The 22775-nt window shown below is 70.0% G+C and carries 20 protein-coding genes and 3 pseudogenes; 14 read left to right on the top strand and 9 right to left on the bottom strand.

Annotation, left to right across the window (positions count from 1 at the left end; translation table 11 throughout):
• Positions 1–861 precede the first annotated feature (861 nt).
• Positions 862–3540, top strand: a complete 2679-nt coding sequence (locus tag IE170_RS19680; protein WP_189810716.1) for a DEAD/DEAH box helicase — start codon at positions 862–864, stop codon at positions 3538–3540.
• Between the two features lie 604 nt (positions 3541–4144).
• Here the strand turns inward: IE170_RS19680 and IE170_RS19675 are convergent.
• Positions 4145–5335, bottom strand: coding sequence for a PP2C family protein-serine/threonine phosphatase (locus IE170_RS19675; protein ID WP_189810715.1), 1191 nt, complete (start codon positions 5333–5335; stop codon positions 4145–4147).
• Between the two features lie 820 nt (positions 5336–6155).
• On the opposite strand from IE170_RS19675, the gene IE170_RS19670 reads away from it, so the two are divergent.
• Positions 6156–6638 (top strand): SPW repeat protein, encoded by a 483-nt coding sequence (locus IE170_RS19670; RefSeq protein ID WP_189810714.1) that lies wholly within the window; start codon positions 6156–6158, stop codon positions 6636–6638.
• A 187-nt stretch (positions 6639–6825) separates the two neighbouring features.
• Here IE170_RS19670 and IE170_RS19665 read toward each other — a convergent pair whose 3' ends face one another.
• The 4 genes from IE170_RS19665 to IE170_RS19650 all read right to left on the bottom strand — a co-directional run bounded on the left by IE170_RS19665 (position 6826) and on the right by IE170_RS19650 (position 10152).
• A complete protein-coding gene (locus IE170_RS19665) occupies positions 6826–7500 on the bottom strand; it encodes a hemerythrin domain-containing protein (RefSeq protein ID WP_189810713.1) in 675 nt (224 codons plus the stop codon).
• A 155-nt stretch (positions 7501–7655) separates the two neighbouring features.
• Entirely contained in the window at positions 7656–8831 is a 1176-nt protein-coding gene (locus IE170_RS19660; RefSeq protein WP_189810712.1) for a zinc-dependent alcohol dehydrogenase, read from the bottom strand.
• A complete protein-coding gene (locus IE170_RS19655) occupies positions 8828–9313 on the bottom strand; it encodes an SRPBCC family protein (RefSeq protein ID WP_223856286.1) in 486 nt (161 codons plus the stop codon). The genes IE170_RS19660 and IE170_RS19655 overlap by 4 nt, the downstream gene beginning before the upstream one ends.
• 305 nt (positions 9314–9618) lie before the next feature.
• Positions 9619–10152: a hypothetical protein gene (locus IE170_RS19650; RefSeq protein WP_189810711.1), complete on the bottom strand. Its 534-nt coding sequence runs from the start codon at positions 10150–10152 to the stop codon at positions 9619–9621.
• 182 nt (positions 10153–10334) lie between these two features.
• Between IE170_RS19650 and IE170_RS33500 the strand changes: the two are divergent.
• Positions 10335–10572: pseudogene (locus tag IE170_RS33500) on the top strand (IS5/IS1182 family transposase); the annotation flags it as partial.
• Positions 10573–10639: 67 nt separating this feature from the next.
• Positions 10640–10777, top strand: a pseudogene (locus IE170_RS32770) (four-helix bundle copper-binding protein); the annotation flags it as partial.
• A 99-nt stretch (positions 10778–10876) separates the two neighbouring features.
• Here IE170_RS32770 and IE170_RS33215 read toward each other — a convergent pair.
• Complete coding sequence (locus tag IE170_RS33215) at positions 10877–11002, bottom strand: hypothetical protein (RefSeq protein ID WP_263406990.1); 126 nt, start codon at positions 11000–11002, stop codon at positions 10877–10879.
• A gap of 74 nt (positions 11003–11076) precedes the next feature.
• Here IE170_RS33215 and IE170_RS19640 point away from each other — a divergent pair, with 74 nt between their 5' ends.
• On the top strand, positions 11077–11304 hold the full coding sequence (locus IE170_RS19640) for a hypothetical protein (RefSeq protein WP_189810710.1): 228 nt from the start codon (positions 11077–11079) through the stop codon (positions 11302–11304).
• A gap of 12 nt (positions 11305–11316) precedes the next feature.
• Here IE170_RS19640 and IE170_RS32765 read toward each other — a convergent pair whose 3' ends face one another.
• On the bottom strand, positions 11317–11703 hold the full coding sequence (locus IE170_RS32765; protein WP_223856287.1) for a transposase: 387 nt from the start codon (positions 11701–11703) through the stop codon (positions 11317–11319).
• On the opposite strand from IE170_RS32765, the gene IE170_RS32760 reads away from it, so the two are divergent.
• The 3 genes from IE170_RS32760 (at position 11702) to IE170_RS19620 (ending at position 14651) form a co-directional block, all read left to right on the top strand.
• Positions 11702–12298: a hypothetical protein gene (locus IE170_RS32760; protein ID WP_223856288.1), complete on the top strand. Its 597-nt coding sequence runs from the start codon at positions 11702–11704 to the stop codon at positions 12296–12298. The two genes, IE170_RS32765 and IE170_RS32760, sit on opposite strands and share 2 nt — an antisense overlap.
• Before the next feature lie 1180 nt (positions 12299–13478).
• Positions 13479–14138: an RlpA-like double-psi beta-barrel domain-containing protein gene (locus IE170_RS19625; RefSeq protein WP_189810708.1), complete on the top strand. Its 660-nt coding sequence runs from the start codon at positions 13479–13481 to the stop codon at positions 14136–14138.
• Between the two features lie 333 nt (positions 14139–14471).
• Entirely contained in the window at positions 14472–14651 is a 180-nt protein-coding gene (locus IE170_RS19620) for a hypothetical protein (protein ID WP_189810707.1), read from the top strand.
• 858 nt (positions 14652–15509) lie between these two features.
• On the opposite strand, the pseudogene IE170_RS19615 reads toward IE170_RS19620, so the two are convergent.
• Both IE170_RS19615 and IE170_RS19610 read right to left on the bottom strand, forming a co-directional pair.
• Positions 15510–15963 (bottom strand): annotated as a pseudogene (locus tag IE170_RS19615) (transposase); the annotation flags it as partial.
• Positions 15964–15975: 12 nt separating this feature from the next.
• Positions 15976–16251 (bottom strand): isoamylase early set domain-containing protein, encoded by a 276-nt coding sequence (locus IE170_RS19610; protein WP_189810706.1) that lies wholly within the window; start codon positions 16249–16251, stop codon positions 15976–15978.
• Positions 16252–16799: 548 nt separating this feature from the next.
• On the opposite strand from IE170_RS19610, the gene IE170_RS19605 reads away from it, so the two are divergent.
• The 6 genes from IE170_RS19605 (at position 16800) to kdpB (ending at position 22771) form a co-directional block, all read left to right on the top strand.
• The gene (locus IE170_RS19605; protein WP_223856290.1) at positions 16800–17195 is read left to right on the top strand and encodes an SAV_915 family protein; all 396 of its coding nucleotides are present in this window, start codon (positions 16800–16802) and stop codon (positions 17193–17195) included.
• On the top strand, positions 17192–18526 hold the full coding sequence (lysA, locus tag IE170_RS19600; RefSeq protein WP_189810705.1) for a diaminopimelate decarboxylase: 1335 nt from the start codon (positions 17192–17194) through the stop codon (positions 18524–18526). Before IE170_RS19605 ends, lysA begins: the two co-directional genes overlap by 4 nt.
• Positions 18527–18742: 216 nt before the next feature.
• Complete coding sequence (locus IE170_RS19595) at positions 18743–18904, top strand: hypothetical protein (RefSeq protein ID WP_189810704.1); 162 nt, start codon at positions 18743–18745, stop codon at positions 18902–18904.
• On the top strand, positions 18901–18990 hold the full coding sequence (kdpF, locus tag IE170_RS19590) for a K(+)-transporting ATPase subunit F (protein WP_189810703.1): 90 nt from the start codon (positions 18901–18903) through the stop codon (positions 18988–18990). The genes IE170_RS19595 and kdpF overlap by 4 nt, the downstream gene beginning before the upstream one ends.
• An 8-nt stretch (positions 18991–18998) precedes the next feature.
• Entirely contained in the window at positions 18999–20663 is a 1665-nt protein-coding gene (gene kdpA, locus IE170_RS19585) for a potassium-transporting ATPase subunit KdpA (RefSeq protein ID WP_189810702.1), read from the top strand.
• Positions 20660–22771, top strand: a complete 2112-nt coding sequence (gene kdpB, locus IE170_RS19580) for a potassium-transporting ATPase subunit KdpB (RefSeq protein WP_189810701.1) — start codon at positions 20660–20662, stop codon at positions 22769–22771. Before kdpA ends, kdpB begins: the two co-directional genes overlap by 4 nt.
• Positions 22772–22775: the final 4 nt, after the last annotated feature.

The following is a 22775-nucleotide window of genomic DNA, read 5'->3' as shown; positions in this document are numbered from 1 at the left end:
CCCGCGGAGCGGGTACCCCATCGCTGCGCGATGGGCAAGCGCACACCCCCGCTTCGCGGGGGTGTGGCGGTTCGCTGCGCTCACCGCGGCCACGGCTTCGCCGTGGCCGGCTCCCTTCGCTGCGCTCCGGGAGCCTAGGGAGCCGGCCGGCTGCGCAGGCCGGGGGGCGTCCGCTTCGCGGACGCCCCGGGGGGGTTGCGAATTGCAATGTTTTCAGCCTGATGTGGTTGAGAGTCAGGGTGGCTAGCGCCACCCTGGGGAGGCGGGTCCGCTGCGCTCCCCCGCCTGACGGTCCTTCCGGCTGCGTCTCCAGGATCGTCGAGGGCCCGCTGGTGCGGTCCGTGCTGGCTGCGAGGGGTGGGGGTTCAATCGTGTCGGTGGAGTGTGTGCATCACTGATGCAGCATGTACCATTGGTGGAAATAAAGGGTAGCTAGGGTCGTCTATGAATCAGATCGGGACGACAGATTTCGCAGGGTCCTCGCTGGGCCTGCACTTCGCTGCGTGGGACGGACTGAACATCATGGGTCTCGTCTCCTCTCCAACGAGCGTAGCGCTGCCCATCTTTGATTCCTTCACAGCTAGGCGTCCTGTGGTAGACGCTCCCGCCTTTGGTGACATACACCCTCCGGGGAAGCTCCGATCGTGCTGTGCGGCAGTGGTCACACTGGGAGCTGGGCAGGAGCATCACTTCGCAGAAGCCTTCATCCATACCTCCCATTCTCTCGTGCCGGTACCTCCGTGACCACCTCATATAAGTCAACTACCGTGTCACCACGGATTTTGACGCCCTGCATGAAACCGTGACCTAAGCCCTAGATTTGCGAGTCTGTCAAGAGATGCATGTGAGGTTTGAATCTCGATGATCCAGCTCCGTGAGCACCAAGTCGACCAGAAGTCGGCGTTTCGGAAATGGGTGGGATTTCCTGCAAGGTCATCAGTGTCCCCTGTGGGAGCCCGGGGCACGATCGTGTCCGCAACCGGATCGGGGAAGACGATCACGGCCGCCGCGTGCGCGCTGGAGTGTTTCCCGGGCGGGCGGATCCTCGTCACCGTCCCCACTCTGGACCTGCTCGCCCAGACCGCCCAGGCGTGGCGCCAGGTAGGGCACCGGGCGCCGATGATCGCGGTGTGCTCGCTGGAGAACGACCCGGTTCTGAACGAGCTCGGGGTGCGCACCACCACCAACCCGATCCAGCTGGCGCTGTGGGCCGGTCACGGGCCCGTGGTCGTCCTCGCCACGTACGCCTCCCTGGTGGACCGCGAGGACATCGACGCACCCGAGGGCCAGCGGAAGGTCCGTGGGCCCCTGGAAGCCGCCCTGGCGGGCGGGGAGCGCCTCTACGGCCAGCAGATGGCGGGCTTCGACCTCGCGATCGTCGACGAGGCCCACGGCACCGCCGGCGACCTCGGACGCCCCTGGGCCTCGATCCACGACAACGCACGCATCCCGGCGGACTTCCGGCTCTACCTCACCGCAACCCCGCGCATCCTCGCCGCGGCCCGGCCGCAGAAGGGCGCCGCGGACGAGAAGCTGCAGATCGCGAGCATGGCCGACGACCCGGACGGCACCTACGGCCCGTGGATCGCCGAGCTGGGGCTCTCAGAAGCGATCGAGCGGGGCATCCTCGCCGGATTCGAGATCGACGTGCTGGAGATCCGCGACCCCTCCCCCGTCCTGGGCGAGTCCGAGGAGGCGCAGCGGGGCCGGCGCCTGGCGCTCCTGCAGACCGCACTCCTAGAGCACGCGGCGGCGTACAACCTGCGCACCGTCATGACCTTCCACCAGAAGGTCGAGGAAGCGGCCGCGTTCGCGGAGAAGATGCCCCAGACCGCCGCCGAGCTCTACGCCACCAATGCCTCCGACGCCGACCTAGCCGCCGCGGCCAAGCTGCCGAAGTCCTCAATCGACGCCGACTTCTACGAGCTGGAGGCCGGCCGCCACGTCCCGCCCGACCGGGTCTGGTCCGCGTGGCTATGCGGGGACCACCTCGTCACCGAGCGCCGTGAAGCCCTCCGGCAGTTCGCAGGCGGCATCGACGCCAACAACCGGCGCGTACACCGCGCGTTCCTCGCCTCCGTACGCGTCCTCGGCGAGGGCGTCGACATCACGGGCGAGCGGGGCGTGGAGGCGATCTGCTTCGCCGACACCCGCGGCTCCCAAGTCGAAATCGTCCAAAACATCGGCCGCGCACTCCGCCTCAACAAGGACGGCTCCACCAAGGTCGCGCGGATCATCGTGCCCGTCTTCCTGGAGCCCGGCGAGGATCCGACCGACATGGTGGCCTCCGCCAGCTTCAAGCCGCTCGTAGCGGTCCTCCAGGGCCTGCGCAGCCATGACGACCGCCTGGTCGAGCAGCTCGCCTCCCGCGCCCTCACCAGCGGAAAGCGCAAGACCCACCTGCGCCGCGACAAGGACGGCCAGATCGTCGGCACCGGAGGCGAGGGCAAGGGCGAGGACAAGGAGGACGACGCCGACGCCGACGCCGCGGCCGATTCACCCCTGCTGCACTTCTCCTCACCCCGGGACGCAGCCACCATCGCCGCGTTCCTGCGCACCCGGGTCTACCGGCCCGAATCCCTGGTATGGCTGGAGGGCTACCAGGCCCTGATCCGGTGGCGGGCCGAGAACGGGATCACCGGCCTCTACGCCGTCCCGTACGACGTAGAGGTCGAGGTCGGCATCACCAAGGCGTTCCCGCTCGGGCGGTGGGTCCACCAACAACGCAAGGCCCTGCGCGCCGGAGAGCTCGAGGACCGGCGCAAGGTCCTCCTGGACGCACCAGAGGCAGGGATGGTCTGGGAGCCCGGAGAGGAAGCCTGGGAGGCCAAGCTCGCCGCACTCCGGACCTACCGGAAGGCCACCGGACACCTCGCACCCCGACAGGACGCCATGTGGGGCGAAGACGACGAGATGGTCCCCATCGGACAGCACATGGCCAACCTCCGCCGCAAAGGCGCAAAGAACGGCCTGGGCAAAGACCCAGACCGCGCCGCGAAACGCGCAGCGCAGCTCACCTCGATCGACGAGGACTGGAACTGCCCCTGGCCGCTCCACTGGCAACGGCACTACCGGATCCTCGCCGACCTCGCCGCCGACGAGTCGGGCGGGCAGCTGCCCGACATCGCACCCGGCGTCACCTTCGACGGCGACGACATCGGCAAATGGCTCCAACAGCAGAAACAGCCCGCCACCTGGGCGCGGCTGCTGCCCGAACAGCAGAAACGGCTGACCACGATCGGCGTACAACCCGACAAGGCGCCTGCTCCCGCCCCTACCCCCCGCCACGGAGCCAAGGGACCGAGCAAGACACAGCAGGCATTCCAGCGCGGCCTGACAGCCCTCACGCAGTGGGTGGAGCGCGAAGGCGCCCACCGGCACGTCCCCCGCGCCCACAGCGAGGAGATCACCGTCGACGGCGAAGCAGAGCCGGTGACCGTGAAGCTCGGCGTATGGATCTCCAACACCAAAACCCGACACCACAAACTCACCCAAGACCAGCTGGACGCGCTGCGGGAGCTCGGCATCCACTGGACATGACAGGCTGCCCGGCTCGTCGTTGAGCGGGGAGGTCAGCGAAGTGGAGGCCCCGGGACCTCGTGACGGCCCCCGGGGCCTTCCTCCTGCCTCCCTGTATTGGATCGTGGTGCAACGGGCTGCAACACAGAGGCAGCCGCGCTGATCGTCCCGCGTCTCGCCGCCGCGCTGACGTCGGTGCTTGACCAGCGGAAACTGCTGGCCCGGCCACAGGTGTCGGTCTAGCTAACAGCCTCTGGACGAAGCAGCACATGCCGAGGTGCGGGGTGTGTCAGCGGCCTGCGGCATGATGCTGGGTGTGACGGCGCAACTTCCGAGTCCGTCTGTAACAGGGGGCTTTGTGCACAAGTTGTTCGCAGATGAGGTAGGGGTCACGGAGGATCCGCAACTGCACTATGAAAGGTGGCAGTGGGGCGGAAGGCTGCCAAGCAAGAGGCTGCGCGGTGTCCGCGGGAGCAACGTCCTGGGTCTGCTCACCTTCGACAGTGACCTGGTGCACTGTCGCGGGACCCGACGTCCAGCGTTCAGTGGCATTGCCCAGGGCTGGCAGAGGGGCAGGCACTCGGGTCAGCGGGGCGGGCGGCTGCGGGTCGGTGTCCGCCTCTGGTCAGCTGGCCATGGGGTGGGTGGCCTGGGGGCCGTGCCAGTCCAGGCACAGGACGGTGGCGTCGTCCTTGGGCGGGCGGCCTTCGTAGGCGTCGGAGACCGCACCGACAAGCGTGCGTACGACCTCGCGGGGGTGGTCGTCGGCGGTCTTGCGTAGCAGACCGGCAAGGTCGACGGTTTCGGCGTCGCGTTCCTGCATGCCGTCGGTGTGGAGGAGCAGCCGGTCACCGGGACGCAGGTCGAGGCCCTGTACCTGGTAGGCGCCCTGCAGCTCGACGCCGAAGGGCATGTTCACGGCCAGAGCGAGTTCGGTGACCGCGCCGTCGCGCAGCCGCAGGGGCCAGGGGTGGCCGGCGTTGACGAGCTGGGCGCTCGTGCCGTCCAGGGCGATGCGCAGGAGCTGTCCGGTGGCGATGCTGTGCTCGCCGTGGTCGATGAGGGCCTGGTGGAGCTGGCGGGCTTGTTCGGCGAGGTCTTCGCCGGCGCGGCGGGCGCCGCGGGAGGCATTGACCAGGAGGGTGGCCATGAGGGAGGCGCTGACGTCGTGGCCCATGGCGTCGGTGATCGACAGGTGCAGGGTGTTCTGGTCGAGGCTGTAGTCGTATGTGTCGCCGGCGATGTCGGAGGCGGGCACCAGTGCGCCGGCGAGCGTGAACTGGGGCGCTTCGCAGGCCGAGGCGGACGGCAGGAGCTGGCGCTGGATCTCCGCGGACAGGCTGACCGTCGTGGTGCGGTTGCCCCAGTGGTAGAGATCGGTGAAGCGGCGGTCCGTGACGATGATGTACGCCAGCGCGTGCGCGGCCTCTTGGACCTGCTCCAGCACGCCCCGGGTGACGTCGGTGAGGAAGAGTTCCAGGACACCGATCGTGTCCCCGCGGTTGGTGACCGGGGCCAGGACGCGCCGGCCTTGCCCGCCGTCCGCTGCCAGGAGCAGTCGCTGGTTTCGCAGGACCTCGTCGTAGACGCTGCTCCCGGCGAGCGGTACCTGCGCGGCACGGTCCTCCCGCTGCGGGCCCGCCGTGTCGTGGACCCGCAGCAGGCGCCGGCCGACGACATCGACGAACAGGAACGACACGTACTGGGCGCCGAACCTGTCGCGCAGATTGGACGCTACGACGTCGAGGGAGTTCACCGGCGCTGCGGCCTCTGCCGCCGCGAGCACCTCGGCCAGCCCGATCCGATCATCCGCCACATCAGCCTCCTAGGGGTCTGCAAGCTCTCCTTCCCGTCTTTATGGGTAAACAGCGGTTGTCGCCGGTTCGGGCGGATAGGGGTCGGGCACGATGTCCAGCCCGAGTGCGCCGACTGCGGCGAGCAGGCGGGCGGGCAGGACGCTGGTCGTTCTCGCTGTCGAAGCTGGGAAACAGCTCCGGGTCGCAGTCGACGGACGGGCTCGCCAGCTCCTCGCGAGCCCCGCCGACGAGCTCGACCAGCGCTCGCATACGGCGCCACCCCGGCCCGGCAGGGTGGGCGGGGGCCGGCGGCGGCCGTCAGGCGACCGCTGCACGGCGACGGCAGCACGAGGAGCCGCGGCCTCGGCACCGGCCCCCGCGGCGCCGTGGACGCTGGTACCTACGACCCGGCGGGACGCCGGGGCCCGCAACAGTACGAGCACCTAGTGATGGTCGTCTCTCGAAAGCTCCCGCTTACGGCCGGAGCAGCCACCCCCGCCAGGGGCGCAGGTCTCGAACGTGGACGACGTTTGCAGCGCGGATGGACGCCGCCCCCCTCCCCGGGGCCATCACCGGGCCTCACCGAACGGGATGCCGACCTCTGCCGCTGCAACGTCGAGGATGGGGACCGATCTCCGCAGCAACGTCCGCGGCTTCGGCCGGGGTGGCTGCATCAGCAGCCCGATCCTCCAGCGCGCAGGCCCTCGGTGTCGCCGACGGCTGCGGGCCCGCGACACGCGTGGTCGGCCGACCCGATATTGAGTGAAATACGGATTTAGCGATTAATGCTCGGTTTGAGGGTAAGTGCGTGGTAAATCACTTCTTTCTCTGGAGGTCACCATGGCGTCGATGCACCGCGCCCCTATAGAGGAGCACCCCGACCTCGTGGAACTGCGTGCGCGTCACGACCGTGCGGCAGCGACGCCAAGGGCCCAGGCCGTTGAAGCCTGCGCGCTCATCACCGGCGTGTACCTCGCCGCATCCCCCTGGATCGTCGGCTTCAACGGGTTCACCACCCTAGCCGTCACCAACCTGATCGCCGGCATCGCCTACATGCTCCTGCTGGGCGGACTCGGCAACTCCTACGAACGCACCCACTCGATGGCCTGGGCTGCCGCTGTCATCGGCATCTGGACCTGCATCGCCCCCTGGGTCGTGGCCGGGGACGTCGCCCACACACGTTCCATCACCAGCAACCTCATCACCGGCGCCGTCGCCACCGTCCTCGCCCTCGCTGCCGCGTCAGGCGCCCGCGACCGCGCCCACCACGGCAGCCGCGCCGCCTCGCCTGACCACCGCATGATGCCCGGCACACGCCCCTGACTGCTGAACCGGAAATGGCGCCGCCAGGGTCCACTGGCGGCGCTCGGGGGCGTCGCGGCCACCCTGCGCACCGCGCACCGACGTAGTGGGCGAGCCGCCGGGACCTCGGGCGGGTCAAGGAGGCGTGCGGTGGCGCCGGGCAGGGTCACTGTCCCCTCGGCCTACTGGCGTGCGTGTCCCGGCGGGGTCAGCGCTTGCGGCGGAAGGCCGCTGCGGTCAGGCATACGGCGGCCGCCGCCAGTGCGGCGATGACTGCCCGCCGCCGCCCGGGGGTGTGACTCAGCAGATCGCGGGCACGGTCGAACGGGCTCAGGGGGACGGCTGCCAGCGCGTTGCCCGGTGGGCGGCGCGGAACGGCCGGGTGGGGGCGTGTGGGTGCGGTGCGCCGTACGGTGTCCCATGCCGCACCCAGGCGTCGCAACCGCGCGGCATCGTGCCCGACCGCCTCCTGGAGGCGTGGCAGCAGCTCGTCTTCCTCGTCCCGGATGTCCTGGCGGATCAGGGCGAAGGCCGCCGCGACGAGCTGGTCGTGCCGGGTGCCGCCCGGGTGGGTCGAGTCGATCGCGGCGACGAGGTCGTTGATCTGCTGGTGTTCCTCTTCCACCCGCGAGGTCAGCTCCTCGCCGTCGGGAGCGAGCCGCCGCAGGGCTGGCCACAGGACGGTCTCTTCGGCGAAGGCGTGGCTGAAGGTGAGCTGGACGATGTCCTGGAGCAACTCCTGCCGCTCCGGCAGGGGCAGGTCTTTCGCTTCGTAGAGGTGCATGAGCCGGTCGAGTTCCGCGTGGTCGCGGCGCTGACGGGCCAGGACGCTGGACCGTCCGCCGAGCTCCTCGACGCTTTGCCGTGCAATGGACAGGGACATGGGACGGTCCTTCTTCAGAGACGCAGTGCCGGCCTGGGCGGCCGAGCAGGACGCGGCGGTTGATCATGCCGACGCCGGCAGCGGAGTCGTCACGCCGCCGGCGATCGGGTAGGCGCGGGCTCTCTCCTTCCGCGGGGGCGGGTAGGGGGCGACGGTTACGTCCCCGGGCGGATGACGGCGCGTACGCAGCCGTCCGTCTTGTGCTTGAACATGTCGTAGGCCTCCGGCGCCCGCTCCAGGGGGAAGGAGTGAGTGGCCAGGTGGGAGGTCCGGAGTTCTCCCGCGGCCAGGCGTTCCAGGAGCATGGGGATGTAGCGCTGGCCATGCATCTGTGCGCCGCGCAGAGTCAGGCCCTTGTTGACGACGGCGCCGAGGGGGAACTTGTCCACGGCCCCGGTGAAGACACCAAGGACGAACACCGTGCCGGCCTTGCGGCAGGCGTGGATGGCCTGCCGTACGGCCGTGGGCCGGTCGGTCTGCAGGCGCAGCCGCTGTTTGGCCTGGTCGTAGAGGTGCATCGGGCCGTCGCTGTGGGCTTCCATGCCCACTACCTCGATGCAGACGTCCGGTCCGCGGCCTCCTGTGCGCTCGCGCAGTTCAGCGGCGACATCGGTGGATGTGTAGTCGAGGGTTTCGGATCCGGCGAACCGCTGGGTCATGGCCAGCCGTTCGGGGATGCGGTCGATGGAGATGACGCGTTCGGCTCCGAGGAGGAACGCCGCCCGCGCGGCCATTTGGCCGACGGCACCGCAGCCCCATACGGCGACGGTGTCGCCCGGCGTGACACCCCCGAGGTCGGCGCCCATCCAGCCGGTCGGCACGGAGTCGGAGACGAACAGGGCGCTGGTGTCGTCAATGCCCTCGGGAACGGCGAAGGCGCCGTAGTCGGCGAAGGGGACGCGCACATACTCGGCGTGGCTTCCCCGTAGCCCTCCCATGGCGTGGGAGTAGCCGAAGATGCCGGCCGATTCGTAGCCGAAAAGAGCCTGTCCTATTCCGGGGTTGGTGTTGGTGTTGTCGCACAGTGACCACAGGTCGTGGGCGCAGTACCAGCACCGGCCGCAGCCGACGAACGAGCAGACGACCACCCGGTCGCCGACCCGGTGGCGCCGGACGTCGGCGCCGGTCTCTACGACCTCGCCGATGAACTCGTGCCCGATGACGTCACCCGCCTGCATGGCCGGCACGTAGCCGCTGATCAAGTGGAGGTCCGACCCACAGGTGGTGCCGGCGAGGAGCCGTACGATCATGTCCTGGTCGTTGCGGAGCTGCGGATCGGGCACCTGTTCGACGGACAGCTTGTTGACGCCTTCCCAGCACAACGCCTTCACAGCACTCCCTCCCCGCCTGAGCGGCGGCTGATCCAGCCGACGAGCTTGCCTGCGGGCGTACCACCGGTCGCAGTGGGCGGGTAGTCCGGCAGCATGACCTCTCCCGTCTCCAGGAGTGCCTTGGCCTCGCGCAGGGCGGTGCGGACCTCCTGCCGGGGGTCACGGCCGGCGAGCCGCGCGGGCCACGAGGCGGCCTTCGGCGGAACGGGGCGGCGTATCCGCGCCGCGAGCTCCGTGCCGTGGTCGCCCGGCGCCGGGCGGACGCGTACCTCGAGCTCGTCGCCGAACCGGTCCAGCGGCTTCGGAGGAGCGCCCTGTATGCCCACGTCGGTGGGGGCGCGGTTGACCGTGACGACGAGCCAGCGGTCCGCTTCCTGCGCGGCCCGGCGTCGGCGCGCGCGGACCCAGCCCAATCGCGCGGCGGCGGTCAGGACGGTGGCGAGCATGACGGCGCGGTACGACCACTTCACTTCTGCCTCCATGGCAAGTGGTCTCGCCCTGCGGCTGCCCCGGGGAAGGGGCTGCAAACGACCGCCGGGGCAGAGTCCTGAGGCGGCGAAGCGCCTCGGCGCCTTACCTGCACGCACAGCCCCTGCTGGCGGCGTTTCCCCGAAGGCGTGAAGACCAGAGACTGCCGGGGACTCGCGGACGTGCTGACTTCCAAGGCTGTGCGCGGAGCCGACCGACGGGTCGTGTCTTCGCCGGCTCGGAGGCTCGACCCGAAGCGGCCCCCTGCGAGAGGGCCCGTCGGGCGCGTCGTCGTGCGTTGAGCAGCCAGTGGGGGGAACTACCGGCCGTATGCCCGGCCGCGGGGCAGGGGGCCTACGTCGGCCTGACGTCCACGGCGGAGGGCGGCGTGGCGACGTCCGGGTCCGGGGCCGCCGCCTGCGGCGAGCGCATCGGCGACGGCGCCCGCGGTGAAGGCGTAAACCGTCTTGTGGAGAACGTCGATGACGAGCTCCTGGCGGGGCCAGGTGGACGGCGGGGCACCCACTCCGGTGGCGTTCTCCAGGATCTGATCGTTGGTGAGGCGCACGACGGCGAACTGCGCCGAGGCCAGCGGGCCGCGAAGTCCGGCGTGGGCCATCACCGACCGCAGCACCCCGATAAGGGCTGCCTGGCCGAAGTGCATGCCCCAGTTCACCGGCAGCGGCTGCCGGCCCGGCTGTTCGGCCATGCCGGTCAAGCGTTGGAGGACCCGCGCCGGCACGTGCGAGTCGGGCCGTCGAGTGAGGGCCTGTTCGATCTTCTCGCCGAACGTCATCACGATGCCGCCTGCGGTGCCGGCGATCAGTCCCTGCCACAGCGCACGTTTCATCATGCCCAGCGGGTACCCGCTTCCAGGCCGCTGACCCAGAGGCCTTCCGCCCACACCCGCGGACCGGTGGCACTACCCGGTGTGGGGGGGCGGTCCTGAGCCGCATGCGGCGGTCCTCCGGGCTGGGAGTCACCGCCTGGGGCCTTACGGATGCCCGCCCCCAAGCCGCGGTGTGAGGCTGAGGCGGTCAGCAGATCCACCCCGTCACCGACCGGTCTGGTCTGCCGGTCGCGGTCGCCGTCCCGTCGCGCCGATACCGCCGATCCGCAGCCGCCGCGGTCCCGCAGGCGGCCCGACAAGCCCCCACGGAGACGAAGGCTACGACTACCCTCACCTGCGGCGGTGGCTCCGCGGGCGGGGCATCACGCCCCGGATCGCCCGTCCGGGGACCGAACATCACAGCGACTGGGACGTCATCGTTGGGGGGATCGCCTCGACGAGCCGGTCGCGCAGTGGGCCAGGGACGCGAAATCCGTCCTCGGCATCAAGGCAATGCACCCGCACCGACATGGACCGCGCCGACATCTGCACCGCCACCGCCGCGGTCCTCTCCCGCCACAGCGGCTACGACGCCAGCATCACCCGCGCGATCCTCCAGGCGTGCACCGTGGCCTGCAAGGCGCTCGGGAGTGTCCGCGTGGGAGGCGGGCGCACTCGTTGCGAACGCAAGATGACGCCCCTCGGCGCGGTCGCGCCCGGCAGCACGGGCCGCCCGCCCGTGCCCGGGTCAGTTCGCGCCGAGCATCTTCTTCATCTGGGTGATCTCCGCCTTCTGGGCGGTGGTGATGTCGTCGGCGAGGTCCTCGGCGGGAATCAGGGGCGTACCAATACGGCACAGACAAAGACACCTCATGCAGTTGGCCTGTCAAGGGGAGGCAGTCGTGGCCTCATGTAGCGTGGCTCCTCGTTGATCGGAATCGGGGGGCAATGGACATCGCACGGATCATGGAAACGCTGGCCGAGCAGGGTGTCACGGTCACCTTCAAAGCAGATGCCGAGCGCATGCGCGACGGCACCAAGCCCTGGACGTTCGTGGCCAGCGGGGCGCCGTTTCGGCAGGGTTTGCTTGTCCGCACCGACGCGAAGTCGATGGAAGACTGCCTGGCGGTCTGTCTTCCCCGGCTCAGGGAAGCTGGTCTGATCGTCCCGGAGTGAGCCCCAGCGGGATCAGCCGGCCACTGGGAAGGCCGTCGGCTCATCGAAGTCACAGCGATCGAGCAGACAGTGGCGGAGCTGGCCGAGCATGCGGTTGAACAAGCGCCGCAGAGCCTGCATGCGCCAGCCCCCAGTGGTCCGTCGGCGCCGGTAGCGAGCGTCCGCGCCGGACGAACCGCTGAGGGAGGCGAAGGCCCAGAGATGGCCGACGTGGTTGAGCCGGTTGTTTTTGACGAACCGGCGTCCGACGTAGCGGCGCTTGCCCGACGCCCGGGTGATGGAGGCCGCGCCCGCGTACGCCTTCAGCCCTCCGGCGGTGGCGAACCGCGTGCGGTCTTCCCCGGTCTCCGCCAGGATCCGTGCGCCGGTTTGGGCACCGATGCCGGGAAAGCTCAGCATGATCGGGGCGCCCGGGATGGGATCGAAAGGCTACCTCAGTAGCCTGGCCAAGGTCGGCGACTGCTTCGCAGGCGGCGTCCAACTGCAGCAGCAGGGCCGCGGCCTGCTTACCCATCGCTTCTTCGACCAGCGGGACCTGGTGGGGCGCCTCCCGGCGGAAAAGCTGCTGCAGACGCTCGGCATCGGCCTCGATGTTCCAGCGCCGGCCAGCCCGCGCGCGTGCCACCCGGCGCATGCAGCGCGCAAGCCACTGCTCGAACGCGGGAGCCTGCCCGAAGAGTTCTTCGCTCCGCTGATGGCCGCGGCCGTCCACGACCCCGCCCCGAGCTGCTGCCGCTGGTTTGTCGGGCCGGTGGTCTACGCGTTCGCACGCCGCCGGGTCTTGGCGACACTGCTCCACTACCTACTGACGGGCACGGACGCCGAACGGGCTGGCGACAAACGGGCCTGGTACTGCGCGCACGTGGCGCTGCACGCGTACAGGTCCCCGGCATACGCGCCCGGTGGGCGCCGCGATCCCGCCCTGGACGAAATCCGCGACCTGGTGGACGAGTGGCTGGAGTACGCAGCCGTGCCCGGCCGCAGCGACGTCTGATCCCGCGCACCGAGCGATCGGCGATCGGTACCCCACCTTCTCGGCTGTGGGCAAGCCTCCTGAGCAGGGGTTTTGAGACTGGGCCAGCCTCGCCGCTTAGGGGCCAGCCCTGACCCCGAATCCGGCCCGCCCCTGGGGGCGGACCGCCGTATTGCCCTGGAGGACTGTCCGCGGGTCAGCGGCCGTCTCCATCCTGGCGATCGGTGCCCACGAGGCCGGAGGACGGCTCGGTGGAACCCGCAAGAGTAGTGCGGTCCGAGTTCTGCGGGTGGAACTGCATGGTGTGCCCGCTCTGCCGACGATTGGCTGGAGGCACACGCACAGCACGGTTCCGGCAGCGCCGGGCGAGAGAGAGACCCCTGATGAGAATCCGAAGCGGTATCGCGGCGGCCCTGACCGCGATATGCGTGACCATCGCGCCGGCGCCTTCGGTTCAGGCAGCCGAGCCAGCCGTCGGCCGTTCGGACTCCGTTGAGAACGAGGCGACCCGGCTGTGCCTCTGCTCGGACACCGACGGGCACGTCCACACGGCGGAGTGTCGCTGGAACAGCCCGTACCGGCAAGGGGTGCCGGAGGTGACGACCCCATGGGGCACGTCCAGAAACGTCGGCTACAGCCGGAAGGCACGGTCCGACACGGGCACGCCCCCTCGACTCGGACGCCCCGGCCACGGCGGGCCACCGGTACCAGGGCGGAGTGTCCTACCGCAGCTTGCCCACCTGTCGCCCTCTCCCAGGACGACGGACGTCCCGGCACGCCACCACATGCGCAAGTACCACCGGGCAAAGCGCCACTGGGCACCGCGGTCCTCCCGGTGGGCCGGGCAGGCCTGCCAGGTTGCACGTTCGCGGCCCATCGGATCGCAGCGGGTGCCTTCGACCGTCCTGGGTGGCGTGTCTTGCCGCAGTGAGGGCGCCGGGCTGACAGCAGAGCCGACCTGCCGTACGTAGCGCCCGTCGTCGGGCCCGCAGGCGACCCCTGGACCGGTGTGCGAACGGTCCGGCCCACCGGACGTGAGCGGCCCCTTTGTGACGTTCGTGCTTGCGGGTCAGCTGTGCACACCCGGCGGTTTCACCGACCGGGGGCAAACGTTGTACGCACGCGACCGTGCATGTGGCGCACCGTCAGTGACCTCCCGCGTAACCAGCCTTGGAACGCGACATTTCAGAGAGAGAGAACGATGAAGGCAAGAATCGCCACGGCCGCCGTCGCGGTTGCCGTGCTCGCCACCGGTTCCGGCGCCGTGATCACCGTCGCCACCGCCTCCGCTTCGGAGACGGCCGACGCCGCCGTCTCGGCCCAGGCCGCGACGGTCGCAGCGAAGCCGGCGGCCACGGTCGCGGCGGAGCCGAACGCCACGGTGGCGGCGCAGCCGAACGGCTCTGTGCTCGCTCCGCAAGCGGGCGGTACGACGGCACCGCCGTCGAAGCCGAGCAAGACGCCGGCTCCGTCGGGCAGCCCGCAGCCGGACACGAGCACCACACCTCCCCCGAAGCCGGGCAAGACCGCGACGGCCTCTCCGCAGCCGGACAAGCCTGGTGAGACCTACAAGGGCACCGCGACGTTCTACTCCCCCGGCCTGGGTGCGTGCGGCAAGGTCATCAAGGCGAGCGACTTCGCCGTCGCGCTCGATCCCACCATGTTCGGGCCCGGGTACCCGTCGAGCAACTGCGGACGCAAGGTCGTCATCACCTACAAGGGGAAGTCCATCACGGCGACGGTCCTCGACGAGGCTCCCGGCGCGGGCCGACACGGCCTCGACCTCACCCCGGGGGCGTTCAAGGCACTCGCCCCGCTCGACAAGGGCAAGGTCGACGTCACCTGGCGCTTCGCCAAGTAGCTCTGTTCTCAGGGCAGCGCGCCGACCATACGAAAACGACGCGGGGTTCATGCCGTACCTGGTCCCGACCCGTACGCCGCTGACGCCCGAGCACAAGGAGCGGGGCTTCGGCTACCTCCCGGCGCTGCAGTTGGGTGGCGGCACCGGTGCCGCCGGGCGGGCGGAGGCGGACCCGGAGCCGGCGTTCGTCCTGCTACGGCTGGCCGAGGACAGGCCCGTCACGGCCGTGGACGGAGAGGCTGCCGACCCGTGTACGGCCTCCTTCGTGCGGGACGAGGTCGGGTGCGTGGTGCTGTCCGCGCTGCGGGACGGGCGCGACTCCCCACCGCAGCGGTGCCCGGCATCGACCGCAGCATCATCCGCTTCGTCGAGGTCCTCGACCCCGACGACCACGGAATCACCCGCGCCGCCCTGGAGACGATGCGCGACGAACACCTGGCGCCGGCACGCGCGGCGCACTGCCGAGGGGGCGTCGCCCGTGTGGGCAACCACGGGGCGGCGCCCCCCTCGTAACCCACGAGTCCCCCCAACGGAGGGTCTTGCGCTCCGGCCGCGGAGGACCTGCTCGCCATCCGCTGCTGCCCGGTGGTGACCTCGTCACAGCAAGGAGGTGCGGGTGACCTCGAGGCTCTGTCAGCGTTCGCGCATTCTGGCCCACCACCAGCACGTCGCCGCCCACTCGTTGTAGTGGGGTTCCGGCAGGGTTCGGTGCTCGAACTCCTCATCGATACGAGTGATCAGACGCCCCAAGTCCCTTTTGGCCCCGGGTGGGAGAAAAAGCATCGCCCACTCCAGGTCGTCACGGGCATCTCCCACCCCGGGCGATTCAAACGCGGAGGCGTCCAGGTAGCGCCCAGGCTCACGGAAAGCCCACTCGAAACACGAGAGTGCCTTGGCCACTGCGTTGGGCCACATCTTCTGCTCTTCGACCCGGCGGATCGCGGCACGGGTCCGCGCGGAGACACCGGGGACCCTGAAAACCGGATACTGCCATCGTGGCCGCCACTGCTGAGCGCGGACGGCCTTGGGACGCCTACGCGGCATCGCCCTTTCGGATCAACATGAGGACATCCTGCCACGGCTCGGCGCCTGCATGCACTGGCTATACGTGGCCTTGGCTGCACAGGTCACATCGGACGCGGACGGAGAGCTGATTTCCGATGTGTCTGACGGCGCCCTCGGTGCCCGGAGCTGCTGACGGCCGTCACGGCCAGCCGGTGCCTTTGGAGCCAGCCGTGCCGGCGCACCGGGAGCAGACGGTCGGCCCAGACCTTGGGCCAGGCGTTCGCCCGGTGACCAGGTCCCTGCGCCGGACGCCGTCGCACCAGCGAGCGAGGGGTTGCGTGGGGGTGCTCGGTGACACCTGCCTCATCACCCGCCACGTCCGAGGCCTTTGTCAGGACCTCTTGGACCGTGTCCCATCTCGTGATGCGAAGGGGCCCGTTGGTAGCAGCAGATGGCGGCGGCGAGGTCGAGGAAGGCTGGGTGGTTGCGGGGTCGGCGTTCGTAGCGGTGGTTGAGCCGGCGGTAGCCGGTCAGCCAGGACATGGTCCGCTCGATCCCCCACCGCCGACGCCATAATCGTTCGGACGACTCCATGCCTTTCCGGGCGATGCGGACGCCGATCCCTTTGCCACGGGGCGATTTGCGCAGTTCAGGCATGCCGTAGGCCTTGTCGGCGTGCAGGGGCTGGGGTTTGAGTGGCGGCCGCGGTGGGGTCGTGTCTCGTTCGGTGACCGAGCATCATGGGCTTCACGGCCTGGCTGTCGTGGGTGGTGGCGGCCGAGACGCCGACGAGGAGGGGCAGTCCGGCCGCATCCGCCAGGCGCGGGCGGGATCAAGTGTGGATGCGGCCGTTGGTGCCGTCGTGGTGGTCGGCGCTCTCGTCGTCGAACCAGTAGTCGCCAGCGGCGAGGTAGCGAAAGGAGTGACTGCTGTGCGCGGGCAGGGAGACCTGTGCCGCGCGGGTGCCGTCACCGCGGGGTTCAAGGGGGTGGGCGGCGGGGTTCCAGTGGTTGAAGTCCCCGACCACGCTCACCGGTCCGGCAGGGCTGTCTTCCGGCAGGACGAAGGTGGCCTGGGTGCGGCCCTTGAGCTGCTTGCGTTCGAGCACGGTGATCTCCAGCCGTGGAAGTCGGGACAGGCCCGTGGATCGTCGCCCGCTCGGCATCCGGGCGGGCGCGGGGCGGGGGACGTGAGGCCGCCACCGGGTCGGGGAGGGGTGCGTGGCAGGGGCCCGGCCGGGGTGGCTTCTTCGTCCGGCCGGGCCCTGCGTGCGTGGACCTCTCGTCGCCCTGCCACCGTGACACGGGTGGGACGGTCCTGCCCGATGTGCGGGCCGACCGAGGGAAGAACGGTGCGTGGTCCGCGGGTGCCGCGGTCAGGTGTCCGCGAACCGGAACAGGGTGTCGGCGCCGCAATCGCCAGCGGTAGCGAGAACGGGGTCTGGGCGCGCGAGACGAAGCCGCTTGCCCCATTCGCGCTCTGCAGTGACGGCGGCCGGCCGTCAGCGACTCGTATGGACCCCGCCGGTCGGCGTCAAGATCCCGTCAGGGGGCGGCTACGAGGGCACTGGGCCGGGGATAGCTTGCGAGTGCAGCCCCGGACTGCCTCCCCGCAGCGGGGCACCGTCTTGCGTTCACGGCTCCGCGAGGAGGGCCCATGTGTCTCTTCCAGTACGACGACGATCCCGACCCCGAGGAACGGGTCCCGGCCGGGCTCCTCTATGTCCCCGTCCGGCCGGGAACGGCGGAGGTGGTGGTGCGCATCTTCCGCACCCCGCTGGGCGCCCGCACCGCTGTCGGCTTCACCGACCCGGCCCGCCTGGCCGCCACTTTGGGCGCGGAACAGCCGTGGATCCGGCTCTCCGAGCCCGCGCTCCGGGCCCTGGGCGAGCCACTCGGGGCGGCACTGCTGACCGTGGACCCGACGTTCACCGCTCCCCCGGTCGCCGGACCGCCCATGGCGGGCTCCCCCATGACCGGTCCCGCTCCGGTCGCGGCGTCCCGGCGCGTCGCTGCCACCCCCGGCGACCGAGACAGGGAGATCACACGATGACCACTGCGGTCATACCCACACCGGCCTCCGGTACCGACGACCTGTCCGTCTGGCCGGCCTCGGCATCCCGGGTGGCGCGCGGCGGCCTGACCGTCGGCGGGGTCGACCTCGCGGAGGTGGCGGAACGGTTCGACACGCCCGTCTACCTCCTGGACGAGGGCGAGGTGCGCGAGCGCTGCCGGTATTACCGGGACACCTTCCACGGGGCCGACGTCCTCTACGCGGCGAAGGCGTTCCTGTCCCGCGCAATGGTCCGCTGGGTCCACGAGGAGGGGCTGGGCTTGGACGTCTGCTCGGCGGGAGAGCTGGAATCGGCCGTCATGGCGGGGTTCCCGCCTGAGCGGATCGTGCTGCACGGCAACGCGAAGTCGCCCCGCGACCTGGGCACCGCCCTGCGACTCGGCGTCGGGCGGATCGTCATCGACAGTCCCTCGGAGATCGCCCGCATCGCCGCCGCCGTCGGGCCGCAGGGGCGGCAGAGGGTGATGGTGCGGGTGGTGCCGGGCGTCTCGGCCGGCGGCCATGACAAGATCCGTACGGGTACGGACGGGCAGAAGTTCGGACTGTCCCTCACCGACGGGTCCGCCCTGTACGCCGTAATCCGCGTACTGGCCCAGCCTCAGCTGGAGTTGACGGGGCTGCACTGCCACATCGGCTCCCAGATCACCGAAGTGAAGCCCTACCTCACCGCACTCCGCCGCATGGTGGGGCTCATGGCCCGCATCCGTGACTCCCAAGGCCGCATCCTCCCCGAACTCAACCTGGGCGGCGGCCACGGCATCGCCTACCGGCCGGGGGAACCCGCCCTCGACGTCACCGCGCTCGCCCGCAGGCTGCGGAACACGCTGGCCGAGAGCTGCGCCGCCGCCTGCATGCCCGTACCACGACTCGCCGTCGAACCGGGCCGTGCAGTGGTGGGGCCGGCCGGAGTCGCGCTGTACCGGGTGCTCGCCGTCAAGCTCACCGGTGACACCCTGTTCGTGGCCGTCGACGGCGGTATGAGCGACAACCCCCGGCCGGCTCTGTACGGGGCCCGCTACGCGCCCCGGCTGATCGGCCGCTCCCCGACGGCGGCATCCCGTACGGCCACGGTCGTCGGCCGGCACTGCGAGGCGGGCGACCTGCTCGCCGCCGGGGTGGAACTGCCCGGGGACACCCGGCCCGGAGACCTGATCGCCATGCCGGTGGCCGGCGCGTACCACCTCTCCATGGCATCCGGATACAACATGGTGGGCCGCCCGCCGGTGGTGGCGGTCCACGAGGGCACTGCCCGGCTCCTCGTCCGCCGCGAGACCCCGGAGGATCTCCGCCGGCGCGACATCGGAGCGTAGCGCCCGGTCGGCGGAGGAATCCTGCCGGTCTCCCTCCGTCGCGAGGGGACCGGCGGGATACCTCGTGTTTGCCGTACGGAAGGCTCGGCCGACGGGAACGTGTTGTCGGACCGCCCCGGAGGGGCCGTTTCTTCACGGCGGGTCAGGGGGGCGGCGTAAGAGAGTCGTTAAAAATCCCCCCGCGCCCGTATGAACATCATCAAGGCCTCTTAACGCATGGGTCCATCCGCGGTTTGCTCTGTCTCGGCCATTCCGGCCGATTCCGTTTTCGTCACTTCATTCCAGGAGCTCACGATGGCCGATCTGGCCTTCGTCGCCACCACGGTCGCGGTATTCGCGCTGGTGGGCCTCATCGCCAAGGGGGTGGTGAAGCTGTGACCGTCGAGAACATCGTCGGCCTGCTGGTCGCCCTCGCCCTGCTCGGCTACCTCGTCCTCGCCCTCGTCAAGCCGGAGAGGTTCTGAGCACCCTCATGAGTTCCCAGACGGCTGGTGTGCTCCAGCTGCTTGCCCTGATCGCCGCGCTCGCGCTGGCCTACCGCCCCCTCGGCGAATACATGGCCCGGGTCTACTCCTCCGAGAAGCACCACGAGCCGGAGAAGTGGATCTACAAGGCGATCGGCGCCAATCCGACCGCCGAGATGCGCTGGCCCGCGTACCTGCGCGGTGTCCTGGCCTTCTCCGCGGTGGGCGTCCTCTTCCTGTACGCACTCCAGCGAGCCCAGGGCGTCCTGCCCGGGTCGCTCGGCTTCCAAGCCATCGATCCGGACCAGGCCTTCAACACCGCCGCGTCGTTCGTGGCCAACACGAACTGGCAGTCGTACTCCGGCGAGCAGGCCATGGGCCACGTCGTGCAGACCGGCGGCCTCGCGGTGCAGAACTTCGTCTCGGCCGCCGTCGGGATGGCCGTGGCCGTCGCCCTCGTCCGCGGTTTCGCCCGCTCGCGCACCGGTGAGCTGGGCAACTTCTGGGCCGACCTCGTGCGCGGTGTGTTCCGGATCCTGCTGCCCCTCTCCGTAGTCGGCGCGATCATCCTGGTCGCCTGCGGTGCGGTCCAGAACTTCTCAGGTATCCACGAGGTCGGCCGGTTCACGGGCGGCAGCCAGGAGTGGAACGGCGGGGCGGTGGCCTCGCAGGAGGTCATCAAGGTGCTGGGCACGAACGGCGGCGGCTACTTCAACGCCAACTCCGCCCACCCCTTCGAGAACCCCACCCCGTTCTCCAACCTCTTCGAGGTCTTCCTGATCCTGGTCATTCCGTTCTCCTTGACCCGCACGTTCGGCCGTATGGTGGGCAGTCTGCGTCAGGGCTACGCGATCCTCGCGACGATGGCGACGATCTGGATCGGCTTCACCGCGCTGATGATGTGGACGGAGTTCGCGCACCACGGCCCGGCCTTCGAGGTCGCGGGCGGTGCGATGGAGGGCAAGGAGACCCGCTTCGGCATCGGCGCCTCGGCGATCTTCTCGGTGGCCACCACGCTGACCTCGACCGGCGCGGTCAACTCCTTCCACTCCTCCTACACCGGGCTCGGCGGCGGGATCCAGCTGCTGGGCATGCAGCTGGGTGAGATCGCGCCCGGCGGCGTCGGCTCCGGCCTCTACGGCATGCTGGTCATGGCGATGATCGCGGTGTTCATCGCCGGTCTGATGGTCGGCCGCACCCCCGAGTACCTGGGCAAGAAGATCGGCACCCGCGAGATCAAGTTCGCGGCCTGCTACATCCTCGTCACCCCGGCCCTGGTCCTCGGCTTCACCGCCGCGGCGATGGCGCTGCCGACCCCGCCGGACTCGATGCTGAACTCGGGCGCGCACGGCTTCTCCGAGGTGCTGTACGCCTACACCTCCGGCGCCAACAACAACGGCTCCGCCTTCGCCGGCCTCAACGCCGACACCCAGTGGTTCAACTCGACCATCGGCATCGCCATGCTGCTGGGCCGCTTCCTGCCCATGGTGTTCGTCCTCGCGCTGGCCGGCTCGCTCGCCGAGCAGAAGCCCGTCCCCGCGACCGCGGGCACCCTCCGTACCGACAAGCCGCTCTACACCGGTCTCCTCGTCGGCACGATCCTCATCGTCACCGGTCTGACCTACTTCCCCGCCCTCGCGCTGGGGCCGCTCGCCGAAGGGCTCGCATCATGAGCACCGCCACTGAGACCCGTGCCCCGCACGAGGACCTGCCCACCGGCCACAAGCCGCCCGCCGGCCGTGTCGGCGGCGGCCTGTTCGACCCGAAGCAGCTGCTGAAGTCCTTCCCCGATGCGGTGAAGAAGCTCGATCCCCGCAGCATGATCAAGTCTCCGGTCATGTTCGTGGTCCTCGTCGGCTCGGTCGTCACGACCGTGCTGGCCGTCATGGACCCGACGGACTGGTTCGGCTGGGCCATCACGGCGTGGCTGTGGCTGACCACGATCTTCGCCAACCTCGCCGAGGCCGTGGCCGAGGGCCGTGGCAAGGCCCAGGCCGACACCCTGCGCAAGGCCAAGACCGACACCGTCGCCCGCCGCCTCGCCGCCGACGGCACGGCCGAGGAGCAGGTCCCCGGCACCGAGCTGCGCATCGGCGACCTGGTGGTCTGCGAGGCCGGCGACGTCATCCCCGGCGACGGGGACGTCGTCGAGGGCGTCGCCTCCGTGGACGAGTCGGCCATCACCGGCGAGTCCGCGCCCGTCATCCGGGAGTCCGGCGGCGACCGCTCGGCCGTCACCGGCGGGACGAGGGTCCTCTCGGACCGGATCGTCGTCAAGATCACGACCAAGCCCGGTGAGACGTTCATCGACCGGATGATCAGCCTGGTCGAGGGAGCGGCCCGGCAGAAAACCCCCAACGAGATCGCCCTCAACATCCTGCTGGCCTCCCTCACCGTCGTCTTCCTGCTCGCGGTCGTCACCCTCAAGCCCTTTGCGATCTACGCGGGCGCCGACGAGCAGACCTCGCTCATCGTGCTCACCGCCCTGCTGGTCTGCCTGATCCCCACCACCATCGGTGCGCTGCTCTCCGCGATCGGCATCGCCGGCATGGACCGCCTGGTCCAGCGCAACGTCCTGGCCGTGTCCGGCCGGGCCGTCGAGGCCGCCGGCGACGTCTCCACACTCCTGCTGGACAAGACCGGCACCATCACCCTCGGCAACCGCCAGGCCGCCGAGGTCATCCCCGTCAAGGGCACCACCCAGGCCGAGGTCGCCGACGCCGCCCAGCTCTCCTCCCTCGCCGACGAGACCCCCGAGGGTCGCTCGATCGTCGTCCTCGCCGAGGAGGAGTACGGGTTGCGCGAGCGCCACCGGGGTGAACTCACCCGCGCGGAGTGGATCGCCTTCACCGCCCAGACCCGCATGTCGGGCGTGGACATCGACGGCAGGAAGATCCGCAAGGGCGCCGCCGGATCCGTCATCGCCTGGGTCGAGGCGCACGGCGGCCGGGTCGCCGAGGAGGCGGGCTCGCTCGCCGACACGATCTCCCAGGCCGGCGGCACGCCGCTGCTGGTGGCCGTCGAGGACGACAAGGGCGCCCGCGTCCTGGGCGCCGTCCACCTCAAGGACGTCGTCAAGGAGGGCATGCGGGAGCGGTTCGACGAACTGCGCCGCATGGGCATCAAGACCGTCATGATCACGGGTGACAACCCGCTGACGGCCAAGGCGATCGCGGAGGAGGCCGGTGTGGACGACTTCCTCGCCGAGGCCACCCCCGAGGACAAGATGGCCCTCATCAAGCGGGAGCAGGCGGGCGGCAAGCTGGTCGCGATGACCGGCGACGGCACCAACGACGCCCCGGCCCTCGCACAGGCGGACGTGGGCGTCGCGATGAACACCGGCACCTCGGCCGCCAAGGAGGCCGGGAACATGGTGGACCTGGACTCCAACCCCACCAAGCTCATCGAGATCGTCGAGATCGGCAAGCAGCTGCTCATCACCCGCGGCGCGCTGACGACGTTCTCCATCGCCAACGACGTGGCGAAGTACTTCGCGATCATCCCGGCCATGTTCGCGGCGGCCTACCCGGGCCTGGACAAGCTCAACATCATGGGCCTGTCCTCCCCGGAGTCGGCGATCCTCTCCGCGGTCGTCTTCAACGCACTGATCATCGTCGCGCTCGTGCCGCTCGCTCTGAAGGGCGTGCAGTACCGGCCGTCCGGCGCGGACACGATGTTGCGACGCAATCTCGGCCTCTACGGACTGGGCGGCCTGGTCGCCCCCTTCATCGGCATCAAGATCATCGACCTGCTCGTCTCCCTCGTACCCGGAATCGGCTGACCGC

The sequence above is a fragment of the Streptomyces toxytricini genome, assembly GCF_014649915.1.
Classification (GTDB): Bacteria; Actinomycetota; Actinomycetes; order Streptomycetales; family Streptomycetaceae; genus Streptomyces; species Streptomyces toxytricini.
The sequence above is the reverse complement of the archived record's forward strand: the minus strand, read 5'-3'. Positions and strand labels throughout refer to the sequence as shown.